Genomic DNA, 16761 nt, shown 5'->3' on the forward strand with positions numbered 1-16761 from the left:
CGGGTTTCCTGGACGTCACGCAACTGTTACCGTACTGTGATCAACGACCGAAATGTCCGTTCCGGACACTTCCCCCGAATGAGATCGAGAACGTCACTCCCATGGGCCTGAACACCACTTCACGAATCACGCGGATCAACAGCACCGGCACCTCCACCACCAAGCGCCTCGCCGCCGGCGGCGTGCTCGGTGCCGTCCTCGTCGGCGGAGTCGCCGTCGCCGGTGCCCAGAAGGACGTCACCCTTGATGTCAACGGTGAGACCACCGAGCTGACTACGCTGTCCCGCGACGTGGCCGGCGCCCTCGAGGCCGCCGGGGTCACCGTCGGCGCGCAGGACCTCGTGTACCCGGCCCCCAGCGAGTCGCTGTCCAAGGGGGAGACCATCACGGTCCGGACGGCCAAGCCCGTCGCCGTCGTCATCGACGGTGAAACCACCGAGGTCACCTCCACCGCGCTCACCGTCGAGGACCTCATCGGCGAGCTCTCCGATGTCCGGCCTTCGGCCAAGGTCGCCGAGTCCGGCGCCACCCGCCTCACCGATGGCATGCGCGTCGAAGTGACCACCCCGAAGATCGTCGCCGTCAACGACGGCGGCAAGGTCGTCTACACCGAGGTCGCGGCCTCCAACGTCCGCGAGCTTCTCGACGCCCGCGGCATCGAGCTCGGCGAGCACGACCGCGTTACCCCGGGGCTCGACGTCGCCCTGCGCAACAACTCCAAGGTCGAGGTCGAGCGTGTCGACATCGCCGAGGAGACCGTCACCGAGTCCTTCGAGGCTCCGGCGGAATACGTCGACGATCCGCAGTCCCCCGAGGGTACTGAGACCGTCATCGAGGCGGGTACCCCCGGTACCCGCGACGTGGTCACCCGCATCACCACCGTCAACGGTGTGGAGTCCGCGCGTGAAAAGGTTGCCGAGCACGAGATCACCCCGGCCACTGCGGCCCGCATCTCCCGCGGCACCAAGGCTGGTCCGACCGCTCCCTCCGTCGCTGGTGGCTCGGTGTGGGACACCCTCGCGCAGTGCGAGTCCGGGGGCAACTGGTCCATCAACACCGGCAACGGTTACCACGGTGGACTGCAGTTCTCCGCCTCCACCTGGGCCGCCTACGGTGGCACCCAGTTCGCACCCACCGCCAACATGGCCACCCGCGAGCAGCAGATCGCCATCGCCGAAAAGACCCAGGCCAGCCAGGGCTGGGGCGCCTGGCCCGCCTGCACCGCCAAGATGGGCCTGCGCTAGACAGAAAAACTGGTTACCCTCGGGACTCACAACCCGAAACGCATGAAAGGTAGCCACCATGTCTGATCTCAGCAACGTCCAGGTCGCCGTCCTCTCCACCCACGGTTTCGAGGACTCCGAGCTCACCTCACCCGTCGAGGCCCTCCGCGCGGCCGGGGCCACCGTCACGGTCATTGCCCCGGAATCCGGCACTATCGAGGGTAAGAACGGCACCGAGGTAACCGTCGATGCAGTCACCGCCGATGTCGACCCGGCCTCGTTCGATGCCCTTCTCCTTCCGGGCGGCACGGGCAACGCCGACAAGCTTCGTATGGACGGTCCGGCCGTCGACTTCGTCAAGGCGCACTTCGCGGCCGACAAGCCGGTGGGCGTCATCTGTCACGGGGGCTGGATTCTCACCGACGCCGACGTTCTTCAGGGGCGCACCCTGACCAGCTTTGAGTCGATCAAGACGGATCTGCGTAATGCTGGTGCCACGTGGGTCGATGAGGAGGTTCACATCGACCAGGGGCTGGTGTCCTCCCGGACGCCGCAGGATCTTCCGGCTTTCAACGCGGCCATCGTGGAGGAGTTCGCCGCCGCGCGACGCTAGATATACTGAACGGTCAGTTGGTAATCCCCTGGAAAGGACCACCGTGACCGTCACCGGAATGTTCGCCGATTCGCCTGTTTCCTCCCAGTTCATCGCAGGTGAATGGAGAGAGGGGCACTCCGACCGCACGGTCGAGGTCCGCAACCCTTATGACGACACGGTGGTGACCACCATCCGTCTCGCCGACGCCGGGGACCTCGACGCTGCCTACTCCGCCGCCAGACAGGCGCAGAGGGGGTGGGCAGCGACGGGACCGGCGGCGCGACGCAAGGTGATGCTCGCGGCAGCGGAGATCCTGCGCGCTCGCCGATCCGAGATTGTCGACTGGCTCGTCCGCGAGAGCGGGTCAACCGTGCTCAAAGCCCACATCGAGGTCAGCCTCGCCGTCACCATGACCCAGGAGGCTGCCTCCTTCCCGACCCGCATGGTGGGCCACCTTTTCGACACCAACACCCCTGAGCGGGAGGTCCGCGTTGAGCGGAAAGCGGTGGGGGTCGTCGGCATCATCAGCCCGTGGAATTTCCCCCTCCACCTCACCCAACGCTCGCTGGCCCCGGCCCTGGCGCTGGGCAACGCCGTGGTGATCAAGCCCGCCAGTGACACCCCCGTCACCGGTGGCCTGCTGCTGGCCCGCATCTTCGAGGAGGCCGGACTGCCCGCCGGAGTGCTCAACGTGGTGGTCGGTGCCGGGACCGATATCGGCGACGAGTTCGTCGCCCACCCGGTCCCCGGACTCATCAGTTTTACCGGATCCACCCCGGTGGGGAAGAGAGTCGGGCGCGTCGCGATCAGTGGCGAGCACCTCAAGTCTGTCGCCCTGGAACTCGGCGGAAACGCCCCCTTCGTCGTGCTTGCCGACGCCGACCTCGACGCCGCCGTCCACGCCGCCATCGGGGGATCCTTCCTTCATTCCGGCCAGATCTGTATGGCCATCAACCGCATCATCGTGGAGGAGCCCATCCGGGAGGCCTTCCTCAGCAAATTCCTCGCGGCCGCACGGAAGGTGGCAGTTGGCGATCCGGCGGACAAGCGCACCCTGGTCGGCCCCATCATCAACGACTCCCAGGTGGAGTCCCTCCGTGCGAAGATTGTCCGGGCCCGGGAGGAGGGTGCCACCGTCGAGCTCGAGGGTGAGATCCACGGCCGCGTCATCCCGCCGCACATCTTCAGCGACGTCACCCCGGACATGGAGATCGCCCGTGAGGAGATTTTCGGACCGCTCGTCGGAGTCCTCAGTGCGCGGGACGAAGATCTCGCTCTCGAACTGGCTAACCGCGGCACCTTCGGGCTCAGCGCCTCCGTGTTCACCCGCGACCTTGACCGGGGGCTGCGCTTCGCCCGCCGTATGGAATCCGGCATGGCTTTCGTCAACGAAGGCCCCATCCAGGACGAGGCACACGTCGCCTTCGGAGGGACCCGCAACTCTGGTCTCGGCCGCTTCAACGGCGAGTGGGCAATTGACGCCTTCACCACCACGCAGACTCTCGGAGTCGTGCGAATCGGTGAGTCACCCCAGGTGGTCTAGATTGGTTGCATGACCTCCAGTGATCAGCCCGCCGAGCTCCTTGGACCCGTGGAGATCCGCGCCCTGGCGGAGAAACTCGACGTCACCCCGACGAAGAAGCTCGGCCAGAACTTCCTCCACGACCCCAACACCGTGCGGATGATCATCGCGGCCGCTGAGCTCGACCCCGCAGATCATGTGGTGGAGGTGGGACCGGGCTTGGGCTCGCTCACCCTCGGGCTGCTGGACACGGTTGAGAAGGTGACCGCCGTGGAGATCGATTGCCGCCTGGCCGCCGAACTCCCCGCCACCGTTGCCTGGCGCGCAGGCGCTTACGCCGATCGCCTGAACGTCGTGCAGAAGGATGCGCTCAAGGTTGAACCCTCTGACCTCGGTGAACCGACCGCGCTCGTGGCCAACTTGCCCTACAACGTCTCTGTCCCGGTCCTGCTTCACCTGCTGGCGACCTTCCCGTCGATCCGCCGGGTACTGGTCATGGTGCAGGCAGAGGTTGCCGATCGCCTGGCCGCCCGACCCGGTTCCAAGATCTACGGCGTGCCCAGCGTGAAGGCCGCATTCTACGGCGACGTCCGACGTGCCGGGTCCATCGGCAAGCACGTGTTCTGGCCGGCGCCCAACATCGAGTCCGGCCTGGTTCGCATCGACCGATTCGCTCCCGGTACCGAACCCTGGCCCATCACCGCAGAATCCCGCGCCCGGGTGTGGCCGGTCATCGACGCCGCTTTCGCACAGCGCCGCAAGACCCTCCGCGCCGCCCTGTCCGGGCACTACGGTTCCGGCGCCGCCGCCGAGGAGGCACTCCGCACCGCGGGCATCGATCCGCAGCTGCGCGGAGAGAAACTCGACGTCACCGACTATGTTCGTCTCGCCGGGGTCGGCGCATGACCAGCGGCATGCGCACCATCGCTGCCCGTGCACACGCGAAAGTTAACCTGCACCTGGGAGTGGGGGAGTTACGGCCCGACGGCTACCACGATCTGGTGACGGTCTTCCAGTCACTTGATCTCTCCGACACCGTCACCCTGGAGATCGCCCCCGACACCGACTGGGTCATGCAGGGCACCATCGTTTCAGGTCTGTCGGTCTCCGGCCTAGACGCTGCCGCCGTTCCGCGCGACGATTCGAACTTGGCCTGGCGGGCCGTGGATGCGCTTGTCGAGTACTACCGCAGGCACCACAACCTCGAAGATTCCAATCGGGTGCACCTGAGCATCCACAAGGGAATTCCTACCGCCGGAGGCATGGCCGGCGGATCCGCAGATGCCGCTGCCGCACTGGTAGCCGCCCATGCCTTCCTCTCTGAGCGTTTTCCCAAACTGCGGGCGGCCGTTCTCCTGGACCTGGCTGCAGACCTTGGTTCCGATGTCCCCTTCACCCTGCAAGGCGGAACCATGCTGGGTACCGGAAGAGGAGAACAATTGACCCCGTTGCTCTCGCGCGGGACCTACTATTGGGCGCTTGTCTTCTTCAAGGAAGGCCTGTCGACACCGGTGGTCTTCCGGGAGCTTGACAGCCTGCGGGAGCAGGGGAGGGTGCCCGAGCCCCGCATGGACACTGAAGGATTGTCGAAGGCACTGCTCACGGGGAACCCGCGAGAGGTGGCGCGCCACCTCCACAATGACCTCGAGGCACCGGCCCGGCAGCTGCGCCCCGATGTCGAGCGCATGCGCCGCGCTGGTCTCGAGGCAGGCGCCCTCATGGCGATGGTCTCCGGGTCCGGGCCGACGGTCGCCTTCCTGTGTGGGTCGGAACTGCATGCGCGAGACGTGCTCGATGATCTTTTGGCAGACGGCGCTTACTCAGGAACCGTCGCCCACGGGCCCGCCAAGGGCGCGCATCTCATCAGTTGAGCTGCCCTGGAGTCCGCAGCCGCGGACTCCGCAACTTTTCCCGCCTCTGGATGAGTGACCCTGGCCTGGCCCACTCAGGCCGGGGTGTAGGTCGCTCCACCGGCTAGCCGAAAGCGGAGGTACATCGGGTCATGATCTCGGACGAGGCCAGCGCGTTGATCAGGTGCCGGAGGCCCCTTCCTGACGGGCCACCGAGGTGACTGGTGCCTCGGGTGACAAAGACCTGGAGCTCGTCTCCGTGACGCGCGCCCGTTTGGTCGGGCGGCCTCGTACGGTATTGATCAATTCCATGAAACTGGTGGAGATGGTCTCGGGCATTCCAATCTTGAATCGGGAGCGACTCCCCGGCATCGGTTCTTCACGAGCGAGCTCAAAGTCGGCTTCCTCGTTGAGCTCTTCCGCCTCTGCCCGATCGTCCGGCACATCCTCTTCGGCTGCGTCGAAGGTAATGAACTCTGACAAAGGAGAGTCCTTCAAGGCCGCGATGAACTCTGCGCCCCGTTCTGGGTCGAGGCGGCCCCAGAACCGCATGTCCCCGGACTCCGGGTCGACGACCATGCTGATCTTGTTGGACGTCGGCTTCGAGTTCGGCTGGTCCTGCCCCGCGAACAGTTCGAGCAATTCCGTGAGGGGATGTTTCCGGGCGAGGTCGATGAGCTCCTCGACGTTCTCATCTGTCATGTGCCGCAGCAACAGGCGGACGACGGAGTAGGAGAATTCTGCATCGAGAAATGCTTGCGCCAACTGTGGGAAGTGCTGCAGCTTACGCCCCACGCCCAGATACTCGTAGGCGGTGGCGCGGGACAGGCCGAAAGTGCGCTTCAGCCAGGTGGCGGTGGTGGGAGCGCCGTGTCGACGGGCGAGTTCACGGCGCTCGAACTCGGCGGTGGAGAGGATGAAGCGGGCTTTATGGCAGGTGAGCTGGGTGTGAGAGTCGGAGATGTCGGTGGTGAGGTCGGTGTCGGTCCGGTCGGTGATGATGGCGAGCAATGTTCCCCCTGAATGTCGAAATTGCGTTCGATCTCCTGCAGGCTAACATGCCCCCCGGACATATCGTCTCGGAGGGCATTGTTGCAGGTCCAGGGGTAGGGAGTTCGCAGCTGCGGACTCGCCCGTCTGCGTGATCTAGTGACTATGGGCCCCGTGATCGTGCCCGTCGGTGTGCTGATCTGCATCGGCGGCTGCCACACCATCGACCACGGCGATCTCAACTGGGGTCACGTCCAGGGTGAAACGCTCGGTCACTTCGCCGGTATCCAGGTCCACGAGGACGAGCTCCTTGTTCTCGGCATCGGTGAGGTAGGCGATGTTGCCCGACACCTTGAGGATCGGGCCCGGCTCCTGCCACTCCTCCTTCTCTTCCCAAGCCGAGATGGCCGGGATGTCGGCGGTGATCTCTCCGGACTCAGGGTCAATGACCTTGAGGTGTCCGTCGTAGGTCAGCACCAGAGCTTCGCCGGCCGGGCCGCGACCGAGAGAGCGGAACCAGTAGGAGCTGTCGAGTTCCACCTGCCGCATCGAGTTGCTGCGGGTGTCGATGAGGCTGATCTGTGTCGGGCGCTCCTTCTTGGCGTCCTTGTCCACTTTGTGGTCTCCGAGGATGATCGGGGAGTCCGGGTGTCCGGCGAGATTGCCGGAGCGCTGGTAGTCGACACCCGGGGGTGGGGAGATCTTGTGGAACGCGCTGCCGTCGAACACCACCGGTCCGTTGGTGCAGCCGAAGGCGGCAGCGCCACCGGCCGCCGTGGCCTCCCCATGGACGCCCGGGCAGTCGGTGGTCTCGGCCAGGACGTCTCCGGAGGCGTTGCGGTACTGGATCGTGGTGCGCTCGTCCTCCGTGCCGACGGTGATGAGTACGGAGCCGTCCTGGAAGGGCACGGCCACGCCGTGGTGCGGGGCGCCGCTGTCCACGAGGACGCCGTCCGCCGGGCGGTAGCCCTCGGCGATCTCGTCCGTGGGCACGATAAGTGCGGTGCCGTCGCCGTCGGAGAAGAGGGCGGTGAGGCCATCGTGCACGGTGACGTGCCCCGCGTCCGCGGATTCGTAGGCGAGGTCGCGCAGCTCGGGGTCCCCGGCGTAATGGTGGGCGTGATCACCGTGAGGGCGGGACTTCAGGGCAGCGTCGAAGGCGACAAACTTGTTGCCGTCGGTGACCATGACGTGGCGGCCGTCGCCGGAGTTGTTCAGCCGCAGGAAGCCGGAGCGTTCGGTCTCCGAGATGATCTCGCCGGTCGCGGTGTCGAGGACGCTGAGTCCACCGTCGTGTGAGATGACCACGCGGGGGGTGATGTGGGCGACCTCGGCGAGCTCGCTCGCCGAGGCCCCCACGTGCGCGCTACTCGACGGCGCGGAAGCTTCGGACGTCGCGGACGGTGCGGTCTCGGTGTCACCGCAGGCGGCGAGGAGGAGGGTGGTCAAGATAACGGGGACGGCAAGCGCGGCGGGGCGCAGTCTTTGAGGCATGCGCGAAACGGTAATGCAAATGAAAATCATGTGCAACTGATGGGTGGGGAGATTGCCTCCGGTTCCGGTCCAGCGCCTACACTGGCCTGTTGACATGACGAATCTGATTAATCTCGAGAACGTCTCCAAGACCTGGGGGCTCAAAACTCTCCTCGACGGCGTGAGCCTCGGTGTGCAGAGCGGCGACCGCATCGGCGTCGTCGGCCTTAATGGCGGCGGAAAGACCACCCTTCTGGAGGTGCTCACCGGCATCGAGCCCCCGGACTCCGGCCGCGTCTCCCACAACTCTGAACTTCGCATGGCTGTAGTTACCCAGCGTGCAGAACTGGATCCGCAGGACACCATCGCGGATGTCGTCGTCAAGCCGCTCGGCCTGCAGACCTACGAGTGGGCCTCGAACGCGCTGGTCCGCGAGGTTCTCGGAGGTATCGGTGTGGCGGAACTGGGTCTGGACACCCAGGTCGGCAGCCTCTCCGGCGGAGAGCGCCGTCGCGTCAACCTCGCCGCAGCCCTGGTCCGCGACCTCGACCTCGTCGTTCTCGACGAGCCGACCAACCACCTCGATGTCGAAGGCGTCCAATGGCTGGCGGAGCACCTGCTCGCCCGCAAGATCGCTGTCGTCGTGGTCACCCACGACCGCTGGTTCCTCGACCAGGTGGCCTCCTCCACCTGGGAGGTGCACGACGGTCGGGTCGACACCTACGAAGGTGGCTACAACGACTGGATCTTCGCCCGCGCGGAGCGCGCCCGCCAGGCTGACGCCATCGAGCAGCGTCGTCAGAACCTGGCGCGGAAGGAGCTAGCGTGGCTGCGTCGCGGCGCCCCCGCGCGTACCTCGAAGCCCCGTTACCGCGTCGAGGCCGCCGAGGCGCTCATCGCGGACGTGCCCGCCCCACGCGACTCCGTGGAGCTCACGGCCTTCTCCCGGCAGCGCCAGGGCAAGGTGGTCATTGAGCTGGAGGATGCTCGCGTCGAGACCCCGGACGGCCGCATGCTTGTCGACCACCTCACGTGGCGCCTCGCGCCGGGCGAGCGAATCGGCCTGGTCGGTGTCAACGGATCCGGCAAGACCACCCTCCTGCGCACTCTCGCCGGCGAGTATCCGCTCGCCGCCGGACGTCGCATCGAGGGGCAGACGGTCCGCCTGGGCTGGCTGCGGCAGGAACTCGATGATCTCGATCCGAAGCGCACGCTTCTCGACGCCGTCGAGGACGTCGCCACCTATGTTCACCTGGGCAAGCGCGAACTGTCTGCCTCCCAGCTCGCCGAGCGCCTCGGCTTTTCGCCGAAGCGCCAGCGCACCCCTGTCGGCGATCTCTCCGGCGGCGAGCGGCGTCGGCTGCAGCTCACCCGCGTCCTCATGGCTGAACCGAACGTGCTGCTGCTCGACGAGCCCACCAACGACCTCGACATCGACACCCTCCAGGAGCTGGAGTCGCTGCTTGACTCCTGGCCGGGCACCCTCGTCGTCATCTCACACGACCGCTATCTCATCGAGCGCATCGCCGACTCCACCTGGGCGTTGTTCGGTGACGGTCACCTCACCAATCTGCCCCGCGGAATTGAGCAGTACCTGGAAGTCCGTGCGCAGCAGGCCGCAGCCGCCGGGGCCGGGCCGCTGGATCTGGGGGAGGGGGATCAGGGGGGCGTCGAGAAGCCGTCCGGCCTGAGCTCTCAGGAGCAACGCGAGCTGAAAAAGCAGCTCAACGCGCTGGAGCGGAAGATGGGCAAGCTCGATGAGCGGATCGCCACCTTCGAGCAGGAGATGAGCGAATTGTCCGCAGCTGCGGACCCGGACTACGGCAAGATCGCCGACGCCAACGCTGCGCTCAGTGAAGCCCGCGAGGAGCACGAGGCGCTGGAGATGGAGTGGCTCGAGGTCGGCGAGCAGCTGGAAGGCTAGTCCGCCGACTCGGCCAGGAGGGTCCCCAGCCACACTCCGAGCACCAGATCGTCGAGCTGGCCGAGCCACGTCTGACGGACGTGGCCCCGCCGGTCGACGAGCATGGTTGTGGGGGTGCCCTCGAGGCGCCAGCGTTTCATCGTCACGGGAAGCACGGTGCCGGGGCGGTCCACGGCGACGGGGAAGGTGATCCCGAATTCGTGAAGAAACACCTCGAGTGCCTCCGGTCCAGTCACCGCGTGGTGCTCGAACACGGAGTGGATGCCCAGCACCACGAGCTGGTCACTCTTCACCATCCGGTGCACGCGCTTCGCCTGGGGGAGGGAGTGGTTGACGCACCCGGGGCAGAGCATCTGGAAGAACTCGACCAGGACCACCCGCCCGCGCAAGGCTTCTGCGGTCAGCGGTTCGGAGTTGAACCACCGCGTGACGTCGAACTCGAAGGGCTCCGCAACTCCCACCGCGACCTCCTTGTGTAGTGGATCACAGTCTACTCGTCGGTACTGTGGGACCCATGATTCTCATCAACGTGCGATTCCGCCCCCTGCCCGAGTATGTCGACACCTTCCGCGAGCTGGTCGACGAGTTCACCACCGCCACCCGCGCCGAAGAGGGTTGCATCTTCTTTGACTGGGCGCGGAATTCAGATGACCCGGGTGAGTTCATTCTCATCGAGGCCTTCCACGACGACGCCGCCGAGGCGCACGTCAACTCCGAGCACTTCCGGAAGGCCACCGAGCTTTTCCCGACGATCCTCAGTGAGACTCCGCAGATCATCAACACCGTCATCAAAGGTAAGACGGACTGGGACCGTATGGCCGAGTTCCAGGTGAGCTGACGGTACGCTGAGAGCCATGGGCAACAAGGACACCACCGAGAAGGCTGAGAAGGTCGTCAAGCCGAAGAAGCTGGACAACAAGGCCTACGAGAAGGAACTCAAGCGCCTCCAGGCGGAACTGGTGGACATGCAGCAGTGGGTCGTCGAGACCGGCGCGCGCGTGGTCATCATCATGGAGGGCCGTGACGCCGCCGGCAAGGGTTCCGCCATCAAGCGCATCACCCAGTACCTCAACCCCCGGACCGCGCGCATCGAGGCGCTGCCGGCCCCGAGCTCCCGCGAGCAGGGCCAGTGGTACTTCCAGCGCTACGTCGAGAAGCTCCCGACCGCCGGGGAGATCGTCATCTTCGACCGCTCCTGGTACAACCGCGCTGGCGTGGAGCGGGTCATGGGCTTCTGCACTTCGCAGGAGTACCGCCGCTTCCTGCACCAGGCCCCCATCTTCGAGCGCCTGCTCGTCGAGGACGGCATCATGCTGCGCAAGTACTGGTTCTCGGTTTCGGACGAGGAGCAGCTGGCGCGTTTCCAGTCCCGCCTCAAGGATCCGCTCCGCCGGTGGAAGCTCTCGCCGATGGATCTGCAGTCGATCACCCGCTGGGAGGACTACTCGCGGGCGAAGGACGAGATGTTCATCCACACGGACATCCCCTCCGCCCCCTGGTACACGGTGGAGAGCGAGGACAAGAAGCGCTCTCGCATCAACGTGATCAACCATCTGCTGTCGACGATCCCTTACGAGAAGATCGAGCGTCCGCTGCCGCAGATTCCGGAGCGCCCTGAGTCCGACAACGGCTACGAGCGTCCGCCCCGTGCGGAGTTCCGCTACGTCCCCGACGTGGCCTCGAAGCTGACGGAACCCAAGCGCAAGAAGAACAAGTAGTCAGTCGAGCAGCCCACGGAGGACGGTGACCACACCCTCCTCCGTGTTCGGCGGCGCGATGTGATCGGCGATCGCCTTGATGTCCGGGTGGGCGTTCTCCATCGCCCACGCCGTGCCGGCCTCCTCCAGCAGCTCCAGGTCGTTGAGGTAGTCGCCGAAGGCGGCCGTCTCCCGCTTCTCGACGCCCATCGCCTCCGCCAGCTCCCGCAGCGCCCGGCCCTTACCCGCCTCTGCGTGCATGATGTCGACCCAGTGGGCGCCGGAGACGACGACGCTGGCGCCGGGGGCGGCGTCGAGAAGCACGGGGTAGACGGTCTGCTCGGCGTTGTCCGTGGTGAATACGGCCAGCTTGATGACGTCCGTGACCGCGTGCAGATCCTCCGTCGCCTGGCGGGAGTGGTAGTACTTCTCCAGCTCCTTCTCCGTCTCCGGGGAAATACCCGGGCGGTGATAAGCGACCGTGGGGGTGCACACCACCAGGTCCATGTCAGCGTCCCCCGCGACGTCGATGACGGCGCGGACGGTCGCGGCGTCGAGGAATGTGGTCGACACAATCTCCCCCTCATGGAACACGCAGGTGCCGTTCTCGGCGATGAAGGTGTCCCCGGGGAAGATGGCCTGCAGGGTGGCCAGCTGGCGGCCGGAGGCGGGAGCGACAGCGACGCCGCGGGCGCGCAATTCCGCGAGGACCGGCCAGAAGGAGTCGGGGATCTGGCCGGCGGCGTCGAGAAGCGTGCCGTCCATGTCGAGGGCGATGATCCGGAACTCCATTACTGTGACCTTTCGCGTCGGTAGGCTGTCGAACATGAATGAACAACCTGTGATTGTCAGCGTCCGCCACCATACCGGCGTCCTCGAACTGAATCGCCCGCAGGCGCTCAACAGCCTCAACCACGAGATGATCCGCATCATCACCGACGCCCTCGAGCAGTGGCGCGAGGACCCCGAGATCCACCAGGTACTCATCGTCTCGACCTCGCCGAAGGCCTTCTGTGCCGGAGGCGATGTCCGTTCGGCGCGCGAGGGGATCCTGGCCGGCGATCACACGGAGGTCGACCAGTTCCTCTCCGACGAGTACGCGATGGACAACCTCATCGGCACCTACCCCAAGCCGTACATCGCGGTGTGGGACGGCATCGTCATGGGCGGCGGCCTGGGCGTGTCCTCGCACGGTAGCCACCGCGTGACCACCGAGAAGGCGTGGGCGTCGATGCCGGAGATGGCGATCGGCTACATCACCGACGTCGGCATCTCCTGGTCCTCACAGCGCTGGCCGCACTCGTCGCTGGCAATCGGGGCGTTCATCGGTCTCACCGGTTACCGCATGACGGCCGCCGACATGCTCCACCTCGGACTGGCCACCCACTTCGTCGACGACGCCGCGGACTTCGCCGCGGACGTCATCGGGCTCGGAATCGACGCCGCCCTCGGCGAGCACGCGATCAGCACCGACGCACCCTCGCAGATCGCGGAGTGGCGTCCGGACATCGAGGCCACCTTCGGCGCCGGGTCCTGGGCCGACATCGATGCCGCGCTCGACGCCCACCCCGACCGCGAGTTCGTCGGCACCGTGCGGGAGCTCATGAAGAACGGCTCGCCCTCCGCGAGAATCGCCGCCGCGGAGCTCTACGTGGCCAACCGCGACGCTCCCACCCTGCGCGCGGGCCTGGATAACGAGGAGCGCCTCGGAGAGCTCGTCCGCCGCCAGCCCGACTTCGTCGAGGGCATCCGCGCGGTCCTCGTGGACAAGACCCAGGATGCACAGTGGACCGCACCCCACGATCCGGAGGAGTACCGGGCCGTCCTGAGGTGAGCCAGCGCCTACCGTGCTGCTGGTGGCAGGCTGATCCCGCGGCGCTGCGCGTAGGCCGCCCGGGCCCGTTGCTTATCGACGCCCGCCGGTACCACCGTCCCCAGCGTCACCGTCACCGCCTGCTGGGTCGTCGGGGCCTGCGGCCCCGGAAGAGAGAGCTCCGGTGCGGAGAGCAGCACGATGGCCTCTGTCTCGGCGTTGAGGCGGACGCGCGCGTGGGTCCACATGTCGAGGACCGGCTTGCACAGATCGACCAGCTCTGCGCGGGCGGGGATCCGGGGGCGAACCAGATCGAGGATGCCGTGGTCGAGCCCGAAGCGCCGCAGGTTGGCGGCGGGGGAGGGCGGCAGGTGCGGATCCGCCCAGCCCCACGTCCACGTGTCCCCGGTGACGGTGGCGACGATGACGGCGCCCGCGTTGATGAGCCCGTCCACCGTCGCGCGCCCCGTGGCGATGTCGAGGGAGACCCGCCCGTCCGGGAATCGTCCCTCAAAGAGCAGCTGGTGCTCGGCGGAAAAATAGAGGGCGTCGGCCAGGACGTCGGCCATCCGCAGGCCGCCGGACACCGCGGCGGGGCGGGCGTCGTGAAGCGTGACGGTGGTTCCGTCCGAGAACTCCACGGTCTCCGGGGTCTCCTTGACCCCGAGGCCGCGGGCAGCGGCGAAGGACAGCAGGGCCCGGCGGGCGTCGAGATCCGCGGGCAGTTGCGCCAGCCCCAACGTCAGCGCGCTGCGCACGGGACCTGGGGAGGGGCGGAAATCCACCGCCACGACTCGCTGCCCGTCGGGGAAGGGAGCGAGGAAGACCGGTACGTTGCCGTGGAGTGTGCGGGCGGCGCGCAGCAGCTCATCGCTCGGCGGCTGGGGGGAGTGCAGCTCCGGGATGTCCGGCTCGTACTCCTGCGACCAGACCCACTGGGCGTCGATAATGCGGGCCACCTCGGTGGTGGCGAGATCACGGTGACCCCCGCGCGTGTGCACCCGCGCGGTGTCCTCCGTGTACTCGAGGCCCTCGACCCGACCCATGACGCCCACCCACGTGGCGTCGACGTCGGCCTGGAGGAGGGCACCGTCGGCGCGCAGGTCATCCAGGGACGTGGGGGCGGGAAGATGCATGGCCACCAGGATAGACGGAGGGCCCCGGCCACCGCGAACGGTGACCGGGGCTCTCTCAGGGTGCCGGGGCTTACACGATGCCCTGGCTCTTCTTGAACTCACGACGCTTGGCGTGCAGGATCGGCTCGGTGTAGCCGGACGGGGACTCGGTGCCCTTGAAGATCAGGTCCTTCGCCGACTGGAAACCGATGGACTGCTCGAAGTCGATCGCCATCGGGAGGTAGGACGCGTCGCCCTCGTTCTGACGGTCGACGACCTCGGCCATACGCTGGAGGGAGTCCATGACCTGCTCCTCGGTGACGACACCGTGGACCAGCCAGTTGCACAGCAGCTGGGAGGAGATACGCAGGGTGGCGCGGTCCTCCATGAGGTCGGTGTCGTGGATGTCCGGAACCTTGGAGCAGCCGACGCCCTGCTCGACCCAGCGGACGACGTAGCCCAGGATGGACTGGCAGTTGTTGTCCAGCTCCTCCTGGATCTCCTCCGGGGTCCAGTCGGTCGACGGGGAGACCGGGACGGTGAGCAGGCCGTGGAAGGTGTCGCGACGGCCGGCGGCCTTGAGCTCCTCCTGGACCTGGAAGACATCCACCTCGTGGTAGTGGGTGGCGTGGAGAACGGCACCGGTCGGGGAGGGAACCCAGGCGGTGTTCGCACCCTCGCGCGGCTGGCCGATCTTGGCCTCGAGCATCTCGCCCATGAGCTCGGTCATGGCCCACATGCCCTTACCGATCTGGGACTTGCCGGACAGGCCGCGGGCCAGACCGGCGTCGACGTTGGAGTCCTCGTAGGACTGCTTCCAGGTCTCCTTCTGCATGGCGGCCTTGCGGACCATCGGGCCGGCCTGCATGGAGGTGTGGATCTCATCGCCGGTGCGGTCGAGGAAGCCGGTGTTGATGAAGGCCAGGCGGTCGGCGACAGCCATGATGCAGGCGTCCAGGTTGACGGAGGTGCGACGCTCCTCGTCCATGACGCCGACCTTGAGGGTGTAGCGCGGCAGGCCGAGCAGGTCCTCGACGCGACCGAAGAGCTCGTTGGTGAAGGCGACCTCCTCCGGACCGTGCTGCTTCGGCTTGACGATGTAGATCGAACCGGTGCGGGAGTTGCGCAGCGGGTTACGGACGTTGAGGCCCGGGATGGCGCAGACGACGGTGATGACGGCATCCATGATGCCCTCGAAGATCTCCTCGCCGTCGATCAGGATCGCCGGGTTCTGCATCAGGTGACCGACGTTGCGGACGAAGAGCAGGGAACGGCCGTGCAGGCGGATGTCGGTGCCGTTGCGGCCGATGAACTCCCGGTCCTGGTTGAGGGTACGGGTGAAGGACTTCTCGCCCTTGAACACCTGCTCGCTCAGCTCACCGGTGTTGAGGCCGTACCAGTTGCGGTAGCCGACGACCTTGTCCTCGGCGTCGACAGCGGCGACGGAATCCTCGAAGTCCATGATGGTGGAGACGGCGGCCTCGAGGACGATGTCCTTGACGCCGGCCTTGTCGTCCTTGCCCACCTGGTTGGAGGGGTCGATCTGGATCTCGATGTGCAGACCGTTGTTGCGCAGCAGGATGGAGGCCGGATCCTCGAGGGTGCCGGAGAAACCGCGGTAGGCGGTCTTGTCCTGCAGGCGGAACTCCTCGTCACCGACGTGGGCGGCGAGGTAGCCGTCGATGACCGAGTAACGGTCGACGTCGGCGTGGGAGGCGCCCTCCAGCGGGACGGCCTTGTCCAGGAAATCACGGCCCCACTCGATGACCTTCTTGCCGCGGACCGGGTTGTAGCCGCGGCCCTTCTCGGCGCCGTCCTCCTCGGAGATGGCGTTGGTGCCGTAGAGCGCGTCGTAGAGGGAACCCCAGCGGGCGTTCGCGGCGTTGAGGGCGAAGCGGGCGTTGAGGATCGGGACGACCAGCTGCGGGCCGGCGGTGACGGCGATCTCATCGTCGATGCCGCGGGTGCGGATCTCGCCCTCCTCCGGAGCGTCGACCAGGTAGCCGATCTCGCGGAGGAAAGCCTCGTGCTCGGCCGGATCGGGCTGGCCCGGGTTCGCCTTGAAGTGCTCGTCGAGCTGCGCCTGCAGCTCGTCACGACGGGCCAGGAGCTCCTTGTTCCGCGGGGTGAAATCCTTGACGATCTGTGCGAAACCGGTCCAGAACTCGTCGGCGTCGACACCCACGACCGGAAGGACGTCATTGGCGAGGAAGTCGTGCAGGACCTTGGCGACCTGGAGGCCGGCAACGTCAATGCGCTCGGTGTAGTCCTTCGGCTCAGTCTGGGTCATCTGAATGCTCCTTGGATGGTGAGGGAATGCGGAATCAGTCGCGGCTGGGCGATGCCTCTAACCTAGGTGATTCCAGTCACGGGGTAAATGGTTTCGCGGATTTCGCCGCGCGCTACCCCTGCGGTGGCAGGCGTCTCATTGCGGTATTCGGGGGAGTTTCGGGACGCGGTACCCGGTACCTGCGCTTTTGTTTTCCTTTCGTTTGTGCAGGCCACAGCGTTGGGGGTAAATCGGGCATCAACGCGGCTTTACTTGTGGCATTTGCAAAA

The 16761-nt window shown here is 66.4% G+C and carries 15 protein-coding genes; 9 read left to right on the forward strand and 6 right to left on the reverse strand.

The window, feature by feature from the left end; genetic code table 11:
* Window positions 1–101: 101 nt before the first annotated feature.
* Genes ACFPUZ_RS05060 through ACFPUZ_RS05080 form a run of 5 tightly spaced genes read left to right on the forward strand, consistent with a single transcriptional unit; the run spans window position 102 to window position 5211 of the window.
* Window positions 102–1244 carry a transglycosylase family protein gene (locus ACFPUZ_RS05060; protein ID WP_377000512.1) on the forward strand — a complete coding sequence of 381 codons (1143 nt, stop codon included), beginning with the start codon at window positions 102–104 and terminating at the stop codon, window positions 1242–1244.
* Between the two features lie 58 nt (window positions 1245–1302).
* A complete protein-coding gene (locus ACFPUZ_RS05065; protein ID WP_377000514.1) occupies window positions 1303–1836 on the forward strand; it encodes a type 1 glutamine amidotransferase domain-containing protein in 534 nt (177 codons plus the stop codon).
* 58 nt (window positions 1837–1894) lie between these two features.
* Window positions 1895–3361, forward strand: coding sequence for an aldehyde dehydrogenase family protein (locus ACFPUZ_RS05070; protein ID WP_377000945.1), 1467 nt, complete (start codon window positions 1895–1897; stop codon window positions 3359–3361).
* Between the two features lie 9 nt (window positions 3362–3370).
* Window positions 3371–4246 carry a 16S rRNA (adenine(1518)-N(6)/adenine(1519)-N(6))-dimethyltransferase RsmA gene (rsmA, locus tag ACFPUZ_RS05075; RefSeq protein ID WP_377000516.1) on the forward strand — a complete coding sequence of 292 codons (876 nt, stop codon included), beginning with the start codon at window positions 3371–3373 and terminating at the stop codon, window positions 4244–4246.
* Entirely contained in the window at window positions 4243–5211 is a 969-nt protein-coding gene (locus ACFPUZ_RS05080; protein WP_377000517.1) for a 4-(cytidine 5'-diphospho)-2-C-methyl-D-erythritol kinase, read from the forward strand. The genes rsmA and ACFPUZ_RS05080 overlap by 4 nt, the downstream gene beginning before the upstream one ends.
* Window positions 5212–5370: 159 nt before the next feature.
* On the opposite strand, the gene ACFPUZ_RS05085 is transcribed toward ACFPUZ_RS05080, so the two are convergent.
* Both ACFPUZ_RS05085 and ACFPUZ_RS05090 read right to left on the reverse strand, forming a co-directional pair.
* Window positions 5371–6201: a hypothetical protein gene (locus tag ACFPUZ_RS05085; protein WP_377000519.1), complete on the reverse strand. Its 831-nt coding sequence runs from the start codon at window positions 6199–6201 to the stop codon at window positions 5371–5373.
* A 135-nt stretch (window positions 6202–6336) separates the two neighbouring features.
* Window positions 6337–7674, reverse strand: a complete 1338-nt coding sequence (locus ACFPUZ_RS05090) for a hypothetical protein (RefSeq protein ID WP_377000521.1) — start codon at window positions 7672–7674, stop codon at window positions 6337–6339.
* A 94-nt stretch (window positions 7675–7768) separates the two neighbouring features.
* Between ACFPUZ_RS05090 and ACFPUZ_RS05095 the strand changes: the two genes are divergently transcribed.
* On the forward strand, window positions 7769–9577 hold the full coding sequence (locus ACFPUZ_RS05095; protein WP_377000523.1) for an ABC-F family ATP-binding cassette domain-containing protein: 1809 nt from the start codon (window positions 7769–7771) through the stop codon (window positions 9575–9577).
* On the opposite strand, the gene ACFPUZ_RS05100 is transcribed toward ACFPUZ_RS05095, so the two are convergent.
* On the reverse strand, window positions 9574–10038 hold the full coding sequence (locus ACFPUZ_RS05100; protein ID WP_377000525.1) for a TlpA disulfide reductase family protein: 465 nt from the start codon (window positions 10036–10038) through the stop codon (window positions 9574–9576). The genes ACFPUZ_RS05095 and ACFPUZ_RS05100 overlap by 4 nt on opposite strands.
* A 53-nt stretch (window positions 10039–10091) precedes the next feature.
* On the opposite strand from ACFPUZ_RS05100, the gene ACFPUZ_RS05105 reads away from it, so the two are divergent.
* A complete protein-coding gene (locus ACFPUZ_RS05105) occupies window positions 10092–10415 on the forward strand; it encodes a putative quinol monooxygenase (RefSeq protein WP_377000527.1) in 324 nt (107 codons plus the stop codon).
* Between the two features lie 16 nt (window positions 10416–10431).
* Window positions 10432–11295 carry a polyphosphate kinase 2 gene (gene ppk2, locus ACFPUZ_RS05110; protein ID WP_377000529.1) on the forward strand — a complete coding sequence of 288 codons (864 nt, stop codon included), beginning with the start codon at window positions 10432–10434 and terminating at the stop codon, window positions 11293–11295.
* On the opposite strand, the gene ACFPUZ_RS05115 is transcribed toward ppk2, so the two are convergent.
* A complete protein-coding gene (locus tag ACFPUZ_RS05115) occupies window positions 11296–12066 on the reverse strand; it encodes an HAD family hydrolase (protein ID WP_377000531.1) in 771 nt (256 codons plus the stop codon).
* A 34-nt stretch (window positions 12067–12100) separates the two neighbouring features.
* Here ACFPUZ_RS05115 and ACFPUZ_RS05120 point away from each other — a divergent pair, with 34 nt between their 5' ends.
* A complete protein-coding gene (locus ACFPUZ_RS05120) occupies window positions 12101–13108 on the forward strand; it encodes a 3-hydroxyisobutyryl-CoA hydrolase (protein ID WP_377000533.1) in 1008 nt (335 codons plus the stop codon).
* An 8-nt stretch (window positions 13109–13116) separates the two neighbouring features.
* Here the strand turns inward: ACFPUZ_RS05120 and ACFPUZ_RS05125 are convergent, their stop codons facing one another.
* Window positions 13117–14223 carry a DUF6882 domain-containing protein gene (locus tag ACFPUZ_RS05125; RefSeq protein ID WP_377000535.1) on the reverse strand — a complete coding sequence of 369 codons (1107 nt, stop codon included), beginning with the start codon at window positions 14221–14223 and terminating at the stop codon, window positions 13117–13119.
* A 70-nt stretch (window positions 14224–14293) separates the two neighbouring features.
* The gene (gene glcB / locus ACFPUZ_RS05130) at window positions 14294–16492 is read right to left on the reverse strand and encodes a malate synthase G (protein ID WP_377000537.1); all 2199 of its coding nucleotides are present in this window, start codon (window positions 16490–16492) and stop codon (window positions 14294–14296) included.
* Window positions 16493–16761 lie beyond the last annotated feature (269 nt).

The organism is Corynebacterium nasicanis (assembly GCF_042658165.1).
Taxonomy (GTDB): Bacteria; Actinomycetota; Actinomycetes; order Mycobacteriales; family Mycobacteriaceae; genus Corynebacterium; species Corynebacterium nasicanis.